This window comes from Curtobacterium sp. MCLR17_059, from assembly GCF_003234665.1.
In the GTDB taxonomy this organism is placed as follows: domain Bacteria; phylum Actinomycetota; class Actinomycetes; order Actinomycetales; family Microbacteriaceae; genus Curtobacterium; species Curtobacterium flaccumfaciens.
On the sequence record NZ_QKSU01000004.1, the window covers coordinates 51,040 to 66,490 of the forward strand.

Annotated in this window: 11 protein-coding genes; 6 read left to right on the forward strand and 5 right to left on the reverse strand. The window is 72.6% G+C overall.

The window, feature by feature from the left end; genetic code table 11:
- Positions 1-93 precede the first annotated feature (93 nt).
- The gene (locus tag DEJ12_RS07510) at positions 94-3,375 is read right to left on the reverse strand and encodes an ATP-dependent DNA helicase (RefSeq protein ID WP_258370503.1); all 3,282 of its coding nucleotides are present in this window, start codon (positions 3,373-3,375) and stop codon (positions 94-96) included.
- Complete coding sequence (locus DEJ12_RS07515; RefSeq protein ID WP_181433045.1) at positions 3,372-6,527, reverse strand: UrvD/REP family ATP-dependent DNA helicase; 3,156 nt, start codon at positions 6,525-6,527, stop codon at positions 3,372-3,374. The genes DEJ12_RS07510 and DEJ12_RS07515 overlap by 4 nt, the downstream gene beginning before the upstream one ends.
- Before the next feature lie 127 nt (positions 6,528-6,654).
- Here DEJ12_RS07515 and DEJ12_RS07520 point away from each other — a divergent pair, with 127 nt between their 5' ends.
- Both DEJ12_RS07520 and DEJ12_RS07525 read left to right on the forward strand, forming a co-directional pair.
- A complete protein-coding gene (locus DEJ12_RS07520) occupies positions 6,655-6,879 on the forward strand; it encodes a DUF3107 domain-containing protein (RefSeq protein ID WP_031259670.1) in 225 nt (74 codons plus the stop codon).
- Between the two features lie 4 nt (positions 6,880-6,883).
- Positions 6,884-7,180: a hypothetical protein gene (locus tag DEJ12_RS07525; protein WP_111029545.1), complete on the forward strand. Its 297-nt coding sequence runs from the start codon at positions 6,884-6,886 to the stop codon at positions 7,178-7,180.
- A gap of 42 nt (positions 7,181-7,222) precedes the next feature.
- On the opposite strand, the gene DEJ12_RS07530 is transcribed toward DEJ12_RS07525, so the two are convergent.
- Positions 7,223-7,936 (reverse strand): ferritin-like fold-containing protein, encoded by a 714-nt coding sequence (locus tag DEJ12_RS07530; RefSeq protein WP_239001467.1) that lies wholly within the window; start codon positions 7,934-7,936, stop codon positions 7,223-7,225.
- A 159-nt stretch (positions 7,937-8,095) separates the two neighbouring features.
- Between DEJ12_RS07530 and DEJ12_RS07535 the strand changes: the two genes are divergently transcribed.
- The gene (locus tag DEJ12_RS07535; protein ID WP_111029546.1) at positions 8,096-9,610 is read left to right on the forward strand and encodes a DEAD/DEAH box helicase; all 1,515 of its coding nucleotides are present in this window, start codon (positions 8,096-8,098) and stop codon (positions 9,608-9,610) included.
- Positions 9,611-9,787: 177 nt separating this feature from the next.
- Here DEJ12_RS07535 and DEJ12_RS07540 read toward each other — a convergent pair whose 3' ends face one another.
- Positions 9,788-10,660 (reverse strand): PHP domain-containing protein, encoded by an 873-nt coding sequence (locus DEJ12_RS07540; RefSeq protein WP_027464577.1) that lies wholly within the window; start codon positions 10,658-10,660, stop codon positions 9,788-9,790.
- Positions 10,661-10,730: 70 nt separating this feature from the next.
- Here DEJ12_RS07540 and DEJ12_RS07545 point away from each other — a divergent pair, with 70 nt between their 5' ends.
- Together DEJ12_RS07545 and DEJ12_RS07550 are read left to right on the forward strand one after the other, a co-directional pair.
- Positions 10,731-12,215 (forward strand): aminopeptidase P family protein, encoded by a 1,485-nt coding sequence (locus DEJ12_RS07545; protein ID WP_111029547.1) that lies wholly within the window; start codon positions 10,731-10,733, stop codon positions 12,213-12,215.
- 15 nt (positions 12,216-12,230) lie between these two features.
- The gene (locus tag DEJ12_RS07550; RefSeq protein ID WP_071405472.1) at positions 12,231-12,701 is read left to right on the forward strand and encodes a GNAT family N-acetyltransferase; all 471 of its coding nucleotides are present in this window, start codon (positions 12,231-12,233) and stop codon (positions 12,699-12,701) included.
- A 371-nt stretch (positions 12,702-13,072) separates the two neighbouring features.
- On the opposite strand, the gene DEJ12_RS07555 is transcribed toward DEJ12_RS07550, so the two are convergent.
- Positions 13,073-13,963 carry a general stress protein gene (locus DEJ12_RS07555; protein WP_111029548.1) on the reverse strand — a complete coding sequence of 297 codons (891 nt, stop codon included), beginning with the start codon at positions 13,961-13,963 and terminating at the stop codon, positions 13,073-13,075.
- A gap of 130 nt (positions 13,964-14,093) precedes the next feature.
- On the opposite strand from DEJ12_RS07555, the gene DEJ12_RS07560 reads away from it, so the two are divergent.
- The gene (locus DEJ12_RS07560; RefSeq protein ID WP_027464574.1) at positions 14,094-15,413 is read left to right on the forward strand and encodes a magnesium transporter MgtE N-terminal domain-containing protein; all 1,320 of its coding nucleotides are present in this window, start codon (positions 14,094-14,096) and stop codon (positions 15,411-15,413) included.
- Positions 15,414-15,451: the final 38 nt, after the last annotated feature.

Consider the following 15,451-nt stretch of genomic DNA (forward strand, 5'->3'; position numbering starts at 1 on the left):
GGACCGGCACCGGGCCTCCAGGGCGGAGCGCGACACGGGCGCAGCGCGACACGGGCGCAGCGCGCGCGACGGGCGCAGCGCGCCCGTAGGACGTCAGCCGATGGCCTCGGACCACGCACGCTCGAGTCCGGCGCGGTCGAGCAGCTCGGTCGGACGGACCTCCAAGTCGTCGGCGACGAAGTAGAACACCGCGTCGACCTGGTCGAGCGGTCGCCCGGTGAACTCGGCGTAGGCGACGCGGTACAACGCGAGCTGCAGGGTTCGGCGGGCCAGGTCGTCCGCCCCCGACGGCGCCTTGCCCGTCTTCCAGTCGACCACCTCGGCGCGCCCGTCGATCTCGTACACGGCGTCGAGCTTGCAGACCACGCTGTGGCCGAGGAACGGGATGTGGATCTCGCGCTCGACCTCGATCGGCGTCAGCCCGGCCCACCGTGAGCCGTCGAACGTCGCCTGGAAGTCCGCGAGTCGACGGGCGTCGTCGTCGGTGACCACGGCGTCCGGCGATGCGTCGACGAGGTCGTCGGCATCGAGGTCGAGCTCGCCGTCCCACACGTCGAGCGTCTCGAGCGCGCCGCCGCTCCGTGCCCGCTGTTCCACCCACTGGTGGAACAGCGTGCCGAGCCGGGTGGCGCGGTACGGGCGCTCCGGCATCGGCCGGCGGAGCCGCTCGGCCACGGAGTCGGGTTCGGTCAGGTAGTCCTTGAAGCCCGACGCCGGGACCCGGTGCGGGACGGCGACCGCGTGCTTCGCGTTCCGGGTGGCGTGCCGTTCGGCGAGCAGCAGGTCGATGTCGGCTGCGAAGCGCCCCGCAGCACCGGGGTTCGCGTTCCGCACCCGCTCGGCGGCAGCCAGGACCCGCGGCGCGCGCTGCCCGAACGGCACGTGCGGCCAGGTCTGGGTCGCGCCGCTCTCCCCCATCGGGTTCTCGTCGTGCACCGTCGTCTCCGGGATCGCCGCACCGTCGATGACGCCGGCGTCCACCAGGTCGCGCAGGTAGCGGCTCGGCTCGGTGGGTCGGACCCCGCCGGCCCAGAACGAGCCGGACACCAGCAGGTCGTGCTTGGCACGGGTCAGGGCGACGTAGGTCAGCCGGCGCTCCTCGTCCTCGTTGCGGGCCTTCACCTGTTCCTTGAAGGCGTCGATCGCCGCGGTGACGTCCTTCTGGGTCTCCTGCCCGCGCCATGCGAGTCGCGGCAGCTCAGCGGCGTCCCCACGGAACTCGTACGGCAGTCGGCCGAACCCGAGCCAACCGGACGAGCCCTCCTGCGGACGCGCCGGCAGGCCGCCCTCGACCATCCGGGGCACCGCGACGGCGTCCCACTCGAGCCCCTTGGACCCGTGGATCGTCAGGATCTGCACGGTGCCGGCCTCGGGCTCCTCGGACCGCGGGCCCATGTCGTCCCGTCGGGCTGCGGCGTCGATCCACCCGAGGAACGAACCGAGGTCGGCGCGGTCGTCGGTCGACACGAAACCGGCGAGCTCGTCGATGAAGGCGTCGAGGTACGCGCCGCTGCCCTGTTCGTGCGCGGCGACCTCGATGTCGAGTCGCATCTCCTGCACGACGAGCGTCACGAAGTCGACCAGGTCGCTCCCCGCGCGTGAGCGGAGCATCGCGAGCTGCCCGCCGAGCGCACGCATCCGGCTGCGACCCGCGGGGGTGATGCCCTCGAGCGCGCCGTGCTCGTCGGGTGCGGTCGCGACGAAGTCGAGCGCGTCGACGATCGACCCGTGCTCCCCGGCAGCAACCGATGCACGGAAGGCCGCGGTCAGGTCGTCGTCGAGGCGCTGCTGGGTGTGGTCGCGCTGGAACAGCCACCGGGCGAGCTGGTGCAGGGCGACGATGTCCGCCGCCCCGACCCGCCACCGTGCACCCGCGAGCAGCCGGATCAGGTCGTTGCCGGCCGCCGGGTCGTGCAGGACGCGCAGGCACGCCACCAGGTCGACGATCTCCGGACGCTGGAGCAGTCCGCCGGTGCCGAGCACGTGGTACGGCACCCCACGGGCACCGAGCGCCGCCGTGAACGCCGCGAGGTCCTTCCGAGCCCGCAGCAGCAGCGCCATCGAGCCCGCCGGGTTCTGCCTGCGGTGGTCCTGGAACCACGCCGCGACCTCGTCGGCCTCTTCCGGCAGAGTCTCGGGGAACACCACCCGCACGGTGCCGGCGTCCGCACCCGGCCGGGGCGAGAGCCGTTCGACGTCGACCTCGGACGCCTCGGACAGCGGTGACACGATCGCGTTCGCCCCCGCGAGCACGTCCACCGGGTTCCGCCAGCTGGTCGACAGCGCGAAGGTGACGGGTTCGGCCACGCCGGGTTCGTCGCCGCCGAAGTCGTGCGGGAACCGGGCGAGGTTCGCGGCACTCGCACCACGGAACCCGTAGATCGACTGGTGCGGGTCGCCGACCGCCATCACCGAGTGCCCGCGGAACAGCCGGGCGAGGAACCGGGTCTGCACGACCGAGGTGTCCTGGTACTCGTCGAGGAGCACCACCCCGTACCGGCTCCGCAGGTCCGTGACGACGCGTGGGGCCGACTCGGCCGCGGCGAGCGCGAGGGCGATCTGGTCGGAGAACTCCACGAACCCGCGGTCGACCTTCTGTCGTCGGAACTCGGCGACCAGGTCGGCCAGGGGTTCGAGGGCGCTGATCGCGGCGACCGCGTCGGTGATCGCCTTGTACGGCTTGCCGCGGTTGCCGGGGAGTTCGAGCAGCTCCGAGAACTCGATCGCGAACCGGCGCAGGTCCTCCGGTTCGACGAGGTGCTCCGAGGTGGCACCGGCGAGCGCGACCACGGCTGCGGTCAGGGTGTCGACGTCGCGGTCGAGGCCGGCGAGCCGGTCGTCGCGGGCGGCCACCACCACCCGACGGGCGAGCTGCCAGGCCGACGGTTCGGTCAGCACCTGGGACTCGCCGTCACGCCCGACGAGCAGGGCGTTCTCGCGGAAGACCGCGTTGGCGAAGGCGTTGTACGTCGAGACCGTGGGTGCCTCGAAGGCGTCCCCGGGGGTGATCAAGCCCACGTCCTCGAGCGCACGGATGCGGTCGTTGATGCGGACGGAGAGCTCGCCGGCGGCCTTGCGGGTGAAGGTCAGGCCGAGGACCTCGTCGGGGCGGACGAGTCCGTTGGCCAGCAGCCAGACGACGCGCGAGGCCATCGTCTCGGTCTTCCCGCTGCCGGCACCGGCGACGACCAGCGCCGGCACGAGCGGTGACTCGATGACGGCGCGCTGCTGGGCGGTGGGACGGGGGCGGCCGAGAGCGTCGGCGATGGCGTCGGCGCCGTGCCGGATGACGGGCGGTGCAGCGGCAGCCGTGTCGGTCGTGCCCGCTGTGTCGGTCGTGCCCGCCGTGTCGGTCGTGTCCGCCGTGTCGCTCACCAGGTCACCTCCGCCACCACGTGGATCCGGCACTCGACCCCGGTCCGGGCCTTCTCGCAGTGGTCGTCCACGTTCGCCACGAAGGTCCGGCCGGCCATGCCCCGCGCCACTCCGTGCAACCGCTCGCGGTAGGCCTCGCACGCCTCGGCGTCGAACGCGTGCTGGGTCCGCTCGGAGTACGCCTGTCCGCCGCGGGGGTTCTGGACGAAGACCAGCCGGGCGTCGGTCATCGGCGACCCCGCCGGCACGCCCTCGACCGCGCCGTCCTCGACCGCGAGTTGGTAGGCGCCGAGCTGCGGGTGTTCCGGCATGTCGTTCTTCTCGCTGGGCATTGAACGGCCGGTCTTCAGGTCGACGACGCTCACGCGCCCCTCGGGGTCGACCTCGATGCGGTCGATGCTCCCCCGGATCCGGGCGGGCCCGGTCACGAGCGCGAACGAGGTCTCGGCGCCGAGCAGTCGACGGCCGGCGCTGGCGAAGGTGCGGAGGTAGTCGCTCAGCCCCTCGATCATCCGCCGGGTCCGGGCACGTTCGCGGTCGGCGACCCAGGGCGACTCGAACGTGAGCTCGTCCCACCGCGCCTCGACCCGCTCCCACAGCGACTCGACGTCGATCTCGGTGGCGTGCTCCATCGCTTCGTGCACGATCGTGCCGATGCCCATCGCCGGGCTCGGGGCACCGCCGCCGAAGGTCTGCGCGAACCAGTGCACCGGGCACTCCTCGAAGGTGCCGATCCGCGACGGCGACACGGATACTGCCGGAGCGACGGGTTCGCCGCCCTCGACCTCGGGCGCGGGCTCGGCGTCGAGGTCGACCAGGGGGTCGTCCGTGGTCGGCTCGGCGAGCCCGTACCACTCGTCCGGGTCCGCCCCGGGGACCTCGGCCTCGGCCAGGCGGGCCAGCGCGGACGCGGCCTCGTGGTCGCCGGAGCCCACCACGCGGCGGCGCAGCGACCCGGCGAGCCCACGCAGGGACAGCGGGTGGACGGTCGGCTGACGGTCCGGCGGCACCGGGACGAGCCGGACGAAGGGTGACGGCGACTCGTCGTCGTTCGCGACCGTGCCGATGACGACCTGAGTGGTGGCCCGAGAAACGGCCCGGGCGAACAGCCGCAGTTCGTCGGCGACCACGGCGGCTCGGTCGTCGATGGGTGATCGCTCGACCCCGGCAGCGGCGCGGACCAGGCCGTCCGGGTCGAGCAGACTGCCGCGCACCCGGGTGTTCGGCCAGACGCCGTCCTGCAGACCGAGCACCACGACCACGTCGCACTCGAGCCCGATCGTCGCCGAGGGCGTCAGCACCCGCACCCGGCCGGCGGTCCGGTCGGGGCCGATCGAGTCCTCCGGTAGGTCGGCGCCGAGCAGGTCGTCGACGAAGACCCGCGCGGGGGCGTCCGGCGTGCGCTCGACGAAGCGCTTGGCGGCGGTGAACAGGCCGACGACGGCGTCCAGGTGCCGGTCGGCTTCCCCGGCGCCGACCCCACCGGCGGCGGACTGGGCGCCCCATGACTTCGCGAGACCGCTGCGTTCCCAGAGGCCCCAGAGGATCTCCTCGATGCTCGATCCCGCCTGGGCGTCGGCACGCGCCTGCACCAGGCTCCGGGCCAGCCGGGTCGCTCGTCGTGCGAACCCGGCGTCCACCGTCGCCAGGCGCTCCGGTGCGCCCAGGGCATCGACCAGCAGTTCGTCGGCGGTGCGGCTGCCGTCGCCCGCGAGTTCCTCGCGCCGCAGGGCGAGCCGGAGCCGACGCATCGCCAGGGTGTCGAGGCCTCCGAGGGGCCCGGTGGCGAACGCGGTGGCCAGGGCGGCGTCGAGCGGCAGGACGTCGAGCGCCACCGCGGCCGCGTCGAGCAGCGCCCGCGCCGCGGAGTCGTCGCGCGGACGGACGGGCGCGGCACCGGCGGTCGCCGGGACCTCGGCCACGGAGAGTGCCCGGACGAGTTCGGGGATGGCAGCACCGCTGCGGGTGACCACGGCCATCCGGTGCCACGGCACACCGTCGAGCAGGCGGTGTTCGCGCAGTCGACGGGCGATCGCCACGACGAGCGCGGACCGGCTGGCGGCTTCGAGGTGCACGACGGCGTCGGGCCGCGCATCCTGGTCGCCCGCCGACGCGCTGCGCTGCCGACCGGCCGCCGCGGTGCCGATGCGACCCGTGACGCCGGTGATCAGGGCACGGATCGGGGCGGGGTGCCGGTGCACGGCGCCGAGGAACAGCTCGTCGACGCGGTCCACCCCGAGTCGCACGGCCAGCCGACCGAGCACGTCCGGTTCGGCGCCGCGGAACGCCGAGGCGGCGATGTCCGGGTCGCCGAAGGCCACCACCTGCACGCCGGAGCGCGCGAGTGCCCCGAGGAGCGCGATCTCACCCTCCACCAGTTCCTGCGTGTCGTCGACCACGACCAGGCGCAGGGCGGCGATGCTCGCGGGGAGCTCGTGCCGCAGCACCGCGGCGGTGGCGTACGCCACGAGTTCGCCGGAGTCGAGCCCGGTCGGCCGGAACGCGGTGACCGATGCCCGGTAGTCGTCCACGAAGTCCCCGACGGCCCGCCACTCGGGCCGTCCGAGCTCGTCGCCGAGTTCCCGCATGTCGTCGGGCTCGACGCCGGCTGCCACGGCACGCATCATGACGTCGCGCAGGGCGGTTCGGAACCCCGCTCGCTCCCGGACGACGGCGGTGATGGGGTCGGGCCAGGTCGGTCCGGCTCCGTCGAGTTCGTGGCCGGCGAGCAGGTCGGCGATGATCCGGTCCTGCTCCCCGCCGGTCAGCAGCGTCGGGGGTTCCTGCCCCTGCACCGACGCCGCGTGGGTGACGATCTGGAACGCCAGCGAGTTCACGGTGCGTGCAAGGGCACCCGGCACGACCCGGTCGACCGCCCGAGCGAGCCGGTCGCGCAGCGCCGTCGCGGCCGTCCGCGCCGAGGTCAGGGCGAGCACCGTCGCGTGGCCGTCGGGGGTGATCGCGTCGGGTCGGGTCAGCCGGTCGGCGACGAGCCGCGCGAGCGTGGTCGTCTTGCCGCTGCCGGGCGCACCGATCACCGCGGCGTGACGGCCGTCCGGCAACGCGAGCACCGCGGCCTGCGAGGGGTCGTCGACCAGTGCGCGCGCGAACCCGGTGTCCTCGGGAGCGGGCATCAGCGTGGTCTGCGGCACGCTCGTACGGTACCCAGGACCGCCGACAGCACCGCTGCGGACGCGCGGGGCACCGGTCGTCACGCCGTCGAGTGCGCCCGCGGCGAACGCCCGATGCCGCACGGGACCGCTCGGATACGCTGTGCTCGTGGACATCAAGATCGGCATCATCAACAGCCCCCGCGAGATCGCCTTCGAGACCGCCCAGACCGCGGACGAGGTCGAGAAGGCCGTGTCCGAGGCGCTCACCGCCAAGTCGACGCACCTGTCGCTGCAGGACGACAAGGGCCGTCGCTTCATCGTCCCCGTCTCGGCCCTGGCGTACGTCGAGGTCGGCGCGGAAGAGGCACGGCGCATCGGCTTCGTCGCCTGACGACGTGGAACTGCTCTTCGCCGTCCTCGGCGGCATCATCATCGGTGCGGTCGCGCACGTGATCCTGCCGTGGCGGTCGAACCGTGGCGTGCTCGTCGGCCCAGCGGTCGGCGGCATCGCCGCAGCAGTGCTCTGGGAAGCGCTGACCTGGGCCGGGTGGCGGTATGACGGCACCTGGATCTGGGTCGTGGCCCTCGTGGGGTCCGGCGCGATCGCCCTCGTCATCGAGTGGCTCCTCGGCACGCAGCGCGACAAGCGCGACGCCGAGTACTACGAGCAGCTCAAGACGCGCGGCGCCTGACGCTCGAGCAACTCAGACGCGCGGCGACTGACGCTCGACCGCTCAGGCCGTCAGCCCGAGCGCGTCCATCCGTCGGGTGTGCGCGGCGATGAGTTCGGTCCAGACCGGCTCGAGCCGCTCCTGGTCCTCGCGGGCGTGCGACGCCAGCGCCGACCGGGCGACGAGCAGGGTGTCGCCCACCAGACGGCGTCCCCACATCGCCAGACGCGAACCGATCTGCGGGTCGTCCTCGATGTGAGCCGTCAGCTCCTCGACGACCGCCGCTTCCTCGCGCGCGTCGAACACCGACCGCAGCCGCTGCCGCACGTCGAGCGGCAGCGAGCGGAGCAGGTTGCCGAACAGGTCGTTCAGGATGCCGGCCGTCACGTAGCCGGTCAGCATCGACTCGTACCAGTCGGCGCCGCTCGTCCGTTCGAGGAACAGGTCGATCGCCTCGCGGTGCGGGGCCATCAGCGCCGCCGGGTCTCCGCCGCTGCGCTCGATCTCGGCCACGATCGTGCGGTGCCGCTCGAGCGCCGTGGTCGCGAGGACCCCGGTGACCAGACGGCCGGAGAGCGTCGGTGCCGAAGCACCGGCTCGTCCCATCGTCTCGTAGACGGAGAGCTGCAGGTATGCGGCCTGCCCCAGGTAGACGTCGAGCTCGGGGGTGACGTCGTCGAGCGCGAGCCGCTTGACCTGCGCAGCTCCGCGCGGGTTCCGCGACGCGAGCCATGCTGCAGCGAGCTGCGCCGCGCGCTTCCGGTTCCACCACGACACCACCCGACCAGCATAGAGGGCGCGCCCCGTGGGACCCGCCGGTCGCCCCGCTCGGCGCCCGGACCGGACCGCCCGACTCCCCGAAGCACCCCGCCGCGCCCCGGAGGACGGCCCCGTCGGTAGACTGGCCCGGACTTCCACCAGAACTAAGGTGATTCTTTGACTTTCTCAGACCTCAACATCGACCAGGACATCGTCGATGCACTGGCCGGCAAGGGCATCATCGAGCCCTTCCCGATCCAGGAACAGACCATCCCGCTCGGCCTGACCGGCCAGGACATCATCGGCCAAGCCAAGACGGGTACCGGCAAGACGCTCGGCTTCGGCCTGCCGCTGATCCAGCGACTCGGTGCCGATCCGGCGCACGGCGTGAAGGCGCTCGTCGTCGTCCCGACCCGTGAACTCGCGGTCCAGGTCACCGAGGACCTCGAACTCGCGGCCTCGAACCGTCCGACCACGGTCGTCTCGATCTACGGCGGCAAGGCCTACGAGGGCCAGGTGGAGCAGCTCAAGGCCGGTGCCCAGATCGTCGTCGGCACGCCCGGGCGGCTCATCGACCTGCAGCGGCAGCGGCTGCTCGACCTCTCCCACGTGCAGGAGGTCGTGCTCGACGAGGCCGACCGCATGCTCGACCTCGGGTTCCTGTCGGACATCGAGCGCATCTTCCAGGCCGTCCCCGAGGTGCGGCACACGATGCTGTTCTCGGCGACGATGCCCGCGCCGATCGTCGCGCTCGCCCGCCGGTTCATGAGCCGTCCGGTGCACATCCGGGCGACCGACCCGGACGAGGGCCTCATGCAGGCCAACATCAAGCACCTCATCTACCGTGCGCACTCCCTGGACAAGGACGAGGTCATCGCCCGCATCCTCCAGGCCGAGGGCCGCGGCAAGACCGTGATCTTCACCCGCACCAAGCGTGCCGCGGCGAAGCTCGTCGAGGAGCTGAAGGACCGCGGGTTCAACGCCGCAGCGGTGCACGGCGACCTCAACCAGGAGCAGCGCGAGCGCGCGATGGCGGCGTTCAAGGCCGGCAAGCGCGACGTGCTCATCGCCACCGACGTCGCCGCCCGCGGCATCGACGTGGACGACGTCACGCACGTGATCAACCACACGATCCCGGACGACCCGGACACGTACCTGCACCGCGCCGGCCGCACCGGCCGCGCCGGCAAGACCGGCATCGCGGTCACGTTCGTCGACTGGGACGACCTGCACAAGTGGACGCTGATCGACAAGGCGCTCGAGTTCGGCATCCCCGAGCCCGTCGAGACCTACTCGTCGTCGCCCCACCTGTTCGAGGAACTCGACATCCCCAAGGGCACCAAGGGCCGTCTGCCCGGCTCGTCGTCGCACGCCGCCTCGGCTGGCGCCCCCGTCGAGAAGCGCAGCAGCGACCGCCCGGCATCGGGTTCGGGTTCGCGTGACGCGTCGCGTTCGCGGTCGCGCAGCCGCACCCGGTCAGGAGGCTCGGAGCAGTCCGCCCCGCAGGCTCCGGCCACCGAGTCGGTCGCCCCCACCACCGCGGCGGGCACCGAGGACGGCTCGGCCGTCGAAGGTGGTTCCACCACCGACGGTGCCGCGAAGCGTCGTCGCCGTCGCCGCCGTCGCGGAGCCGGCACCGGCGATGCCTCGGCGACCGCCTCGGCACCGCAGGGCACGTCGGACGGCGAGTAGCGCCTCCAGACCGAAGGGCCCGTCGCTGACGCGACGGGCCCTTCGTCGTCCCCGCCCGCCGACTGCCCCGCGAGGGCGACAGATCGCCGCGAACTGTCAGCGGGTATCTGTCGCTTTCGCGGATGGGTCAAGCCGCGCCGACCGAGATCTGTCGCTTCGGTGGGACGACGCGACGCGTCAGGCCAGGCGCGAGCCGGGTCCGACCACGGGAGCGCTGCCCGTCGCCTCGGACACGATCGCGTCGAACGAGACGCGTGCGGTGCGGTGCTCCCCCAGCCGGTTCGGCTTGCCGGTGCCGTGGTAGTCGCTCGAACCGGTGACGAACAGGCCGTAGCGCGTCGCCCAGTCGAGCAGGGTGCGCTTGCCGTGTGCCAGGTTCTCGCGGTGGTCGACCTCGAGCCCGCCGAGCCCGGCGTCGACCAGGTCGCGGAGCATCGGCTCGTCGATGACGATCCCGCGCGAGGACGCCGCCGGGTGCGCGATGACGGGCACGCCGCCGGCCTGCCGGATGAGTTCGACGCCGCGCAGGGGCGACGGTGCCTCGTGGGGTTCGTAGTAGCCGGACGCCGGGTGCAGGATGCCGCGGAACGCCGCGGACCGGTCGGACTCGAGCCCGCGGGCGACCAGGGCGTCGGCGATGTGCGGACGGCCGATCGTGGCACCGGGGCTGGACTGGGCCAGGACGTCCGCCCAGGTGATCGGGTGGTCCTCGGCGATGCGGTCGACCATGCGGTGCGCGCGGGACAGCCGGCCGTCGCGGATCCGGGTCGTCTCCTCGACCAGTCCGGGGTGTTCGGGGTCCACAAGGTAGCCGAGCACGTGCACGCTGCGGTAGCCGATGCGCGTGCTCAGCTCGAGGCCCGGCAGCAGGGTCAGGGGCAGCTCGTGCGCCGCGGCCGTGGCGTCCGCCCACCCCGCGGTCGTGTCGTGGTCGGTCAGCGCGACGGCGTCGAGTCCGGCGGCCGCGGCCGCTCGGACGAGCTCCGCGGGACGCTCGGTGCCGTCGGAGACACTGGAGTGCGCGTGCAGGTCGATGAACGGGTCTGGCACGTGGCCAATGCTATCCACAGGTGAGCGGCCGCACAGGCCGGGTGTCGCCCGGCGGTGCGATGATGGACGCATGGCCGACACGACTCCCCGCGCGACGAGCAACCGATCCACGACCCCCGGGTCCTCGACCTTCAAGGACTTCATCGGGTCGCAGTGGGCCGAGCGCTCGGAAGCGCAGCCCGAGCCCCGCGAGCAGGCCGCGTTCGCCGCCGAGCGTCGCGCGCGCATCTCCGAGCTGCACCCGGGCCGCACGATCGTGGTGCCGGCCGGGCAGGCCAAGGTCCGCTCGAACGACTGCGACTACCCGTTCCGCCCGCACTCCACCTTCGCGCACCTGACCGGCTGGGGCACCGACACCGTCGTCGGCTCCGTGCTCGTGATGACGCCGAACGGCTCCGGCCACGACGCCACGCTGTACTTCCGCGCCACCGCGGGCCGCGACTCGGAAGAGTTCTACGCCAACCCCGAGATCGGGGAGTTCTGGGTCGGGCCGCGCCCCTCGCTCGACGCCGTCGCCGCCGACCTCGGACTGGCCACCGCCGACCTCGGGGCGTTCACGGCCGTCGCCGATGCACTCGACGCATCGGCGCTGCTCGTGCGTGAAGCCGACGACGACCTGACCCGTTCCCTCGACGCCCGCATCGGCGCGGCCATCGGTGGCGCGGACGAGACCGAGGGGTCGCCGGCCACCGACGACCTGCTCGCCCGCGACCTGTCCGAGCTGCGACTGGTCAAGGACGCGTACGAGGTCCGTGAGCTCCGCAAGGCCGTCGACGCCACGAAGCACGGGTTCGACGACGTCATCGGCGACTTCGACGCCGTGCTCGCGCACCCGCGCGGTGAGCGCATCGTCGAGGGCACGTTCAACCGCCGGGCGCGCGCCGACGGCAACACCGTGGGCTACGACACCATCGCCGCCTCGGGCCACCACGCCTGCATCCTGCACTGGACGCGCAACGACGGTGCCGTGCAGCCGGGCGACCTCATCCTCATCGACGCCGGGGTCGAGGTCGACTCGTTCTACACCGCCGACATCACCCGCACGCTGCCGGTGAGCGGCACGTTCTCCCCCGTGCAGCGGATGGTCTACGAAGCCGTGCTCGAGGCCGCCGACGCCGCGTTCGCGATCGTCAAGCCGGGCATCACGTTCCGCCAGGTGCACGCCACCGCGATGGAGGTCATCGCGCGCAAGACCGCCGAGTGGGGCTTCCTGCCGGTCTCTGCCGCCGAGTCGCTCGAGCCGGACAACCAGTTCCACCGTCGCTACATGGTGCACGGCACGAGCCACCACCTCGGGCTCGACGTGCACGACTGCGCGAAGGCCCGCCGCGAGATGTACCTCGACGGCACCGTGCAGGCCGGCATGGTCTTCACGATCGAGCCCGGACTGTACTTCCAGCAGGACGACCTGACCGTCCCGGAGGAGTTCCGCGGCATCGGTGTCCGCATCGAGGACGACATCCTGGTGACCGAGGACGGCGCCGAGAACCTGTCGGTCGGCATCCCCCGGACCCCCTCGGAAGTGGAGGGGTGGATCGCCCGCTCGGGCCGCTAGCCTGATCGGGTGACCATGCCCGAGGCCTCCCCGAACACCATCTCGATCGAGGTCGAGCACTTCGACTCCCCCGACGCCCAGCGACTCCGTGCCGCCCAGCGCCTGGAGATCGACCGGGCGCACGGCGGCGACACCGAACCGGGTGAGAAGCCGACCGCCGAGTCGATCGCGGTGTTCTTCGTCGCACGGGACGAGTCCGGGACTCCCCTGGGGTGCGGGGGCCTGCGCATCGTCGACGACGGCATCGCCGAGATCAAGCGGATGTACGTCCGGCCGGAGTCCCGCGGGTCCGGCGCCGCGGCTGCGTTGCTGCGCCGGCTGGAAGAAGCGGCGCTCGACCTCGGGTCCCCGGCGCTCGTCCTCGAGACGGGCACGGAGCAGCAGCGCGCCGTCGGGTTCTACCAGCGCGAGGGGTTCCGGCGGATCGCGAACTTCGGGCCGTACGTCGGGGCGCCCCTGTCGGTCTGCTTCTCGAAGGTCCTCTAGCCGGCGCGAGCCTGCCCGGAGCGCGCCGCGCCGCGAGCAAGCCCGCCCGCGCCCGAGCCCGCTCGGCTCTCGGTCACGACGTGCCGTCGGCCCGAGGTCGAGCGGTCACGAACCGTCGTCTGGGCCGGCGCCGAACGACGATCTCCGACCGCTCGAGGCCGTGCGCGCGGGGTGTTGCGACCGCCCGACCGTCCGGACGACCACCCGGCGCCGCCGAGGTCGCGCGAAGTGCCGCCCGCGGAGCTCGGCGGCGACAGTTCCTGCGACCTCGGCGGACATGAACGGCGTGTCGAGCGATCTCGCGCGACCCGACCACGATCCGATCGCGCACAACCCGAAGACGAAGGCCGGTCGCGCCAGCCGGAGCGCGGCTAGCGGCGGTCGCTGTCCCTGTCGCCCTCGCGCGGCGCATCCGGCGAGGACGACGACGAGGGCTCCGGCGGCGTGGCACCGGCGACCCGCTCGCCGTAGCGCGGCGGCTCCTCGGGTCGACGCTCCGGCACCGGCGGGGCCGCGGGGGCGGCAGCCGTCTCGGGGGTCTCCCCGTACCGGGGTCCGTCGTTCGTGCCGTAGCGCGGCGGGCCCGAAGGCGCACCCGTCTGCGCGCCGGGGGCCGACGTGCCGGGGTGTTGCGGGCCTCCCGGCTGCTGGTGCGGTGTGGCGTGCCCGCCGTACGGCGACTGCTGCTGCGGCGGGACCCCACCGGGGCCCGGACGCCACTGCTGCTGCTGCTGCTGCTGCTGCTGGGGAGCGTCGTTCCAGTGCGTGGACGGGGTCGCCCCGTGCTCACCGAGGATGCGCTGCGCCTGCCCGGTCAGCTGCGGGTTGACGACGATCTGGTAGTTCGTGGCGAGCACCTGGTGCACGCTCGTGAAGTCGCGCTGCCGCTTCGTGATCGCGAACGAGACGATGCCGTAGAGCATGCCGAACGCGGCACCGATGATCGCGGCCGCCAGGATCAGACCTCCGGCGCTCGGCGAGAAGAGCGTGAGCACGATGCCGAAGAAGATGCCGAGCCACAGGCCGGACAGCGCACCGGCGATGGCGGCACGGCCGTAGGTCATCTTGCCGGTGACCCGCTCGACCGTCTTCAGGTCGTTGCCGACGATCGAGAGCTGGTTGACGGGGAAGTCGGCCTCGGCCAGCTTCGCCACCACGCGCTGTGCGTCGGGGTAGCTGTCGTACGTTCCCAGGACGTCGCCCTTGGGCAGCGTCGGGAACGCCTGGGCGGTCCTGCCGGCGAAGGGGCTCTGATTGCTCACACAGCCATCATTCACCGCACACCTTGCAATCGCACGTGCACTCTCAGGGAAGCAGCCGATCGGAAGCCACCGACCGGTGCCGTCGGCGGCGCGAGCGAACGCGCACACCCGAGCGACTACGCTGGGTCGGGTGAGCGCCACGAAGGTCTTCGTCGCCCGCCTCGCCGGGTGCTCCGTCTTCGACCCCGCGGGCGACCGCGTCGGCAGGGTCCGGGACGTCCTGGTCGTCTACCGCCGGGCCGATCCCCCGCACGTCGTCGGGCTCATCGTCGAGGTGCCCGGCAAGCGCCGCATCTTCGTGAGCATCGGCCGCATCACCTCCATCGGTGCCGGGCAGGTCATCACGACCGGCCTCGTGAACATGCGCCGCTTCGAGCAGCGTGGCGGCGAGGTCCGCGTCATCGCCGAGATGCTCGGCCGCAAGGTGCTCATCAAGAACCAGCGGATCCGCGCCACCATCGAGGACGTCGCGATCGAGGACCGCGGGCAGGGCGACTGGGAGGTCGCGCAGCTCTTCCTCCGCAAGCCGAAGACCACCCCGTCGCCGTTCGGCAAGGGCCCCACGACGTTCGCGACCTGGAACGAGGTCACCGAGGACGAGCTCCCCGGCGAGGCCCAGTCCGCCGAGCACGTCATCGCCGCTTACTCCGACCTGCTGCCCGCCGACCTCGCGTCGACGCTGCTCGACCTGCCCGCCGAGCGCCGGTTCGAGGTCGCCGAGGAACTCCCCGACGACCGCCTCGCCGACGTGCTCGAGGAGATGCCCGACCAGGAGCGCATCGAGATCCTCACCCGGCTGGTCGACGCCCGTGCCGCCGACGTCCTCGACCAGATGCAGCCGGACGACGCGGCCGACGTCCTCGCCCAGTTCTCCGACGAGCGGAGTGAAGCCCTCCTGCAGCTCATGGAGCCGGAGGAGGCGCAGGACGTCCGCATGCTCCTGGAGTACGAGCCGGACACCGCCGGTGGTCTGATGACCACCGAACCGGTGATCGTCTCGGCCGACGCCACCGTGGCCGAGGGCCTCGCGCTGGTCCGCCGCCACGAGCTCGCACCGGTGCTCGGCGCCGCCGTCTGCGTCACCCTGCCGCCGTACGAGCCACCGACCGGTCGGTTCCTCGGACTCGTGCACTTCCAGCGGATGCTCCGCTACCCGCCGAACGAGCGGCTCGGCACGCTCATCGACCAGCAGACCGAACCGGTCCGGGTCGACGCGAGCGCCGCCGAGGTCACCCGCATCATGGCGACCTACAACCTGCTGTCCGTCCCCGTGGTCGACGACGCCCACCGTCTCGTCGGGGTGGTGACGATCGACGATGTCCTCGACCACGTCCTGCCGGACGACTGGCGAAGTCAGGGCGAGGGGGAACCCTCACCGCTTCCACGCCAACGCCCGCGCAGGACACCCGTGACGACGGGAAGGAGGACCACCCGTGGCCCGAACGGATGACAACCGTCGCGACCGTGACCGCCAAGAGGTCCGGCTCG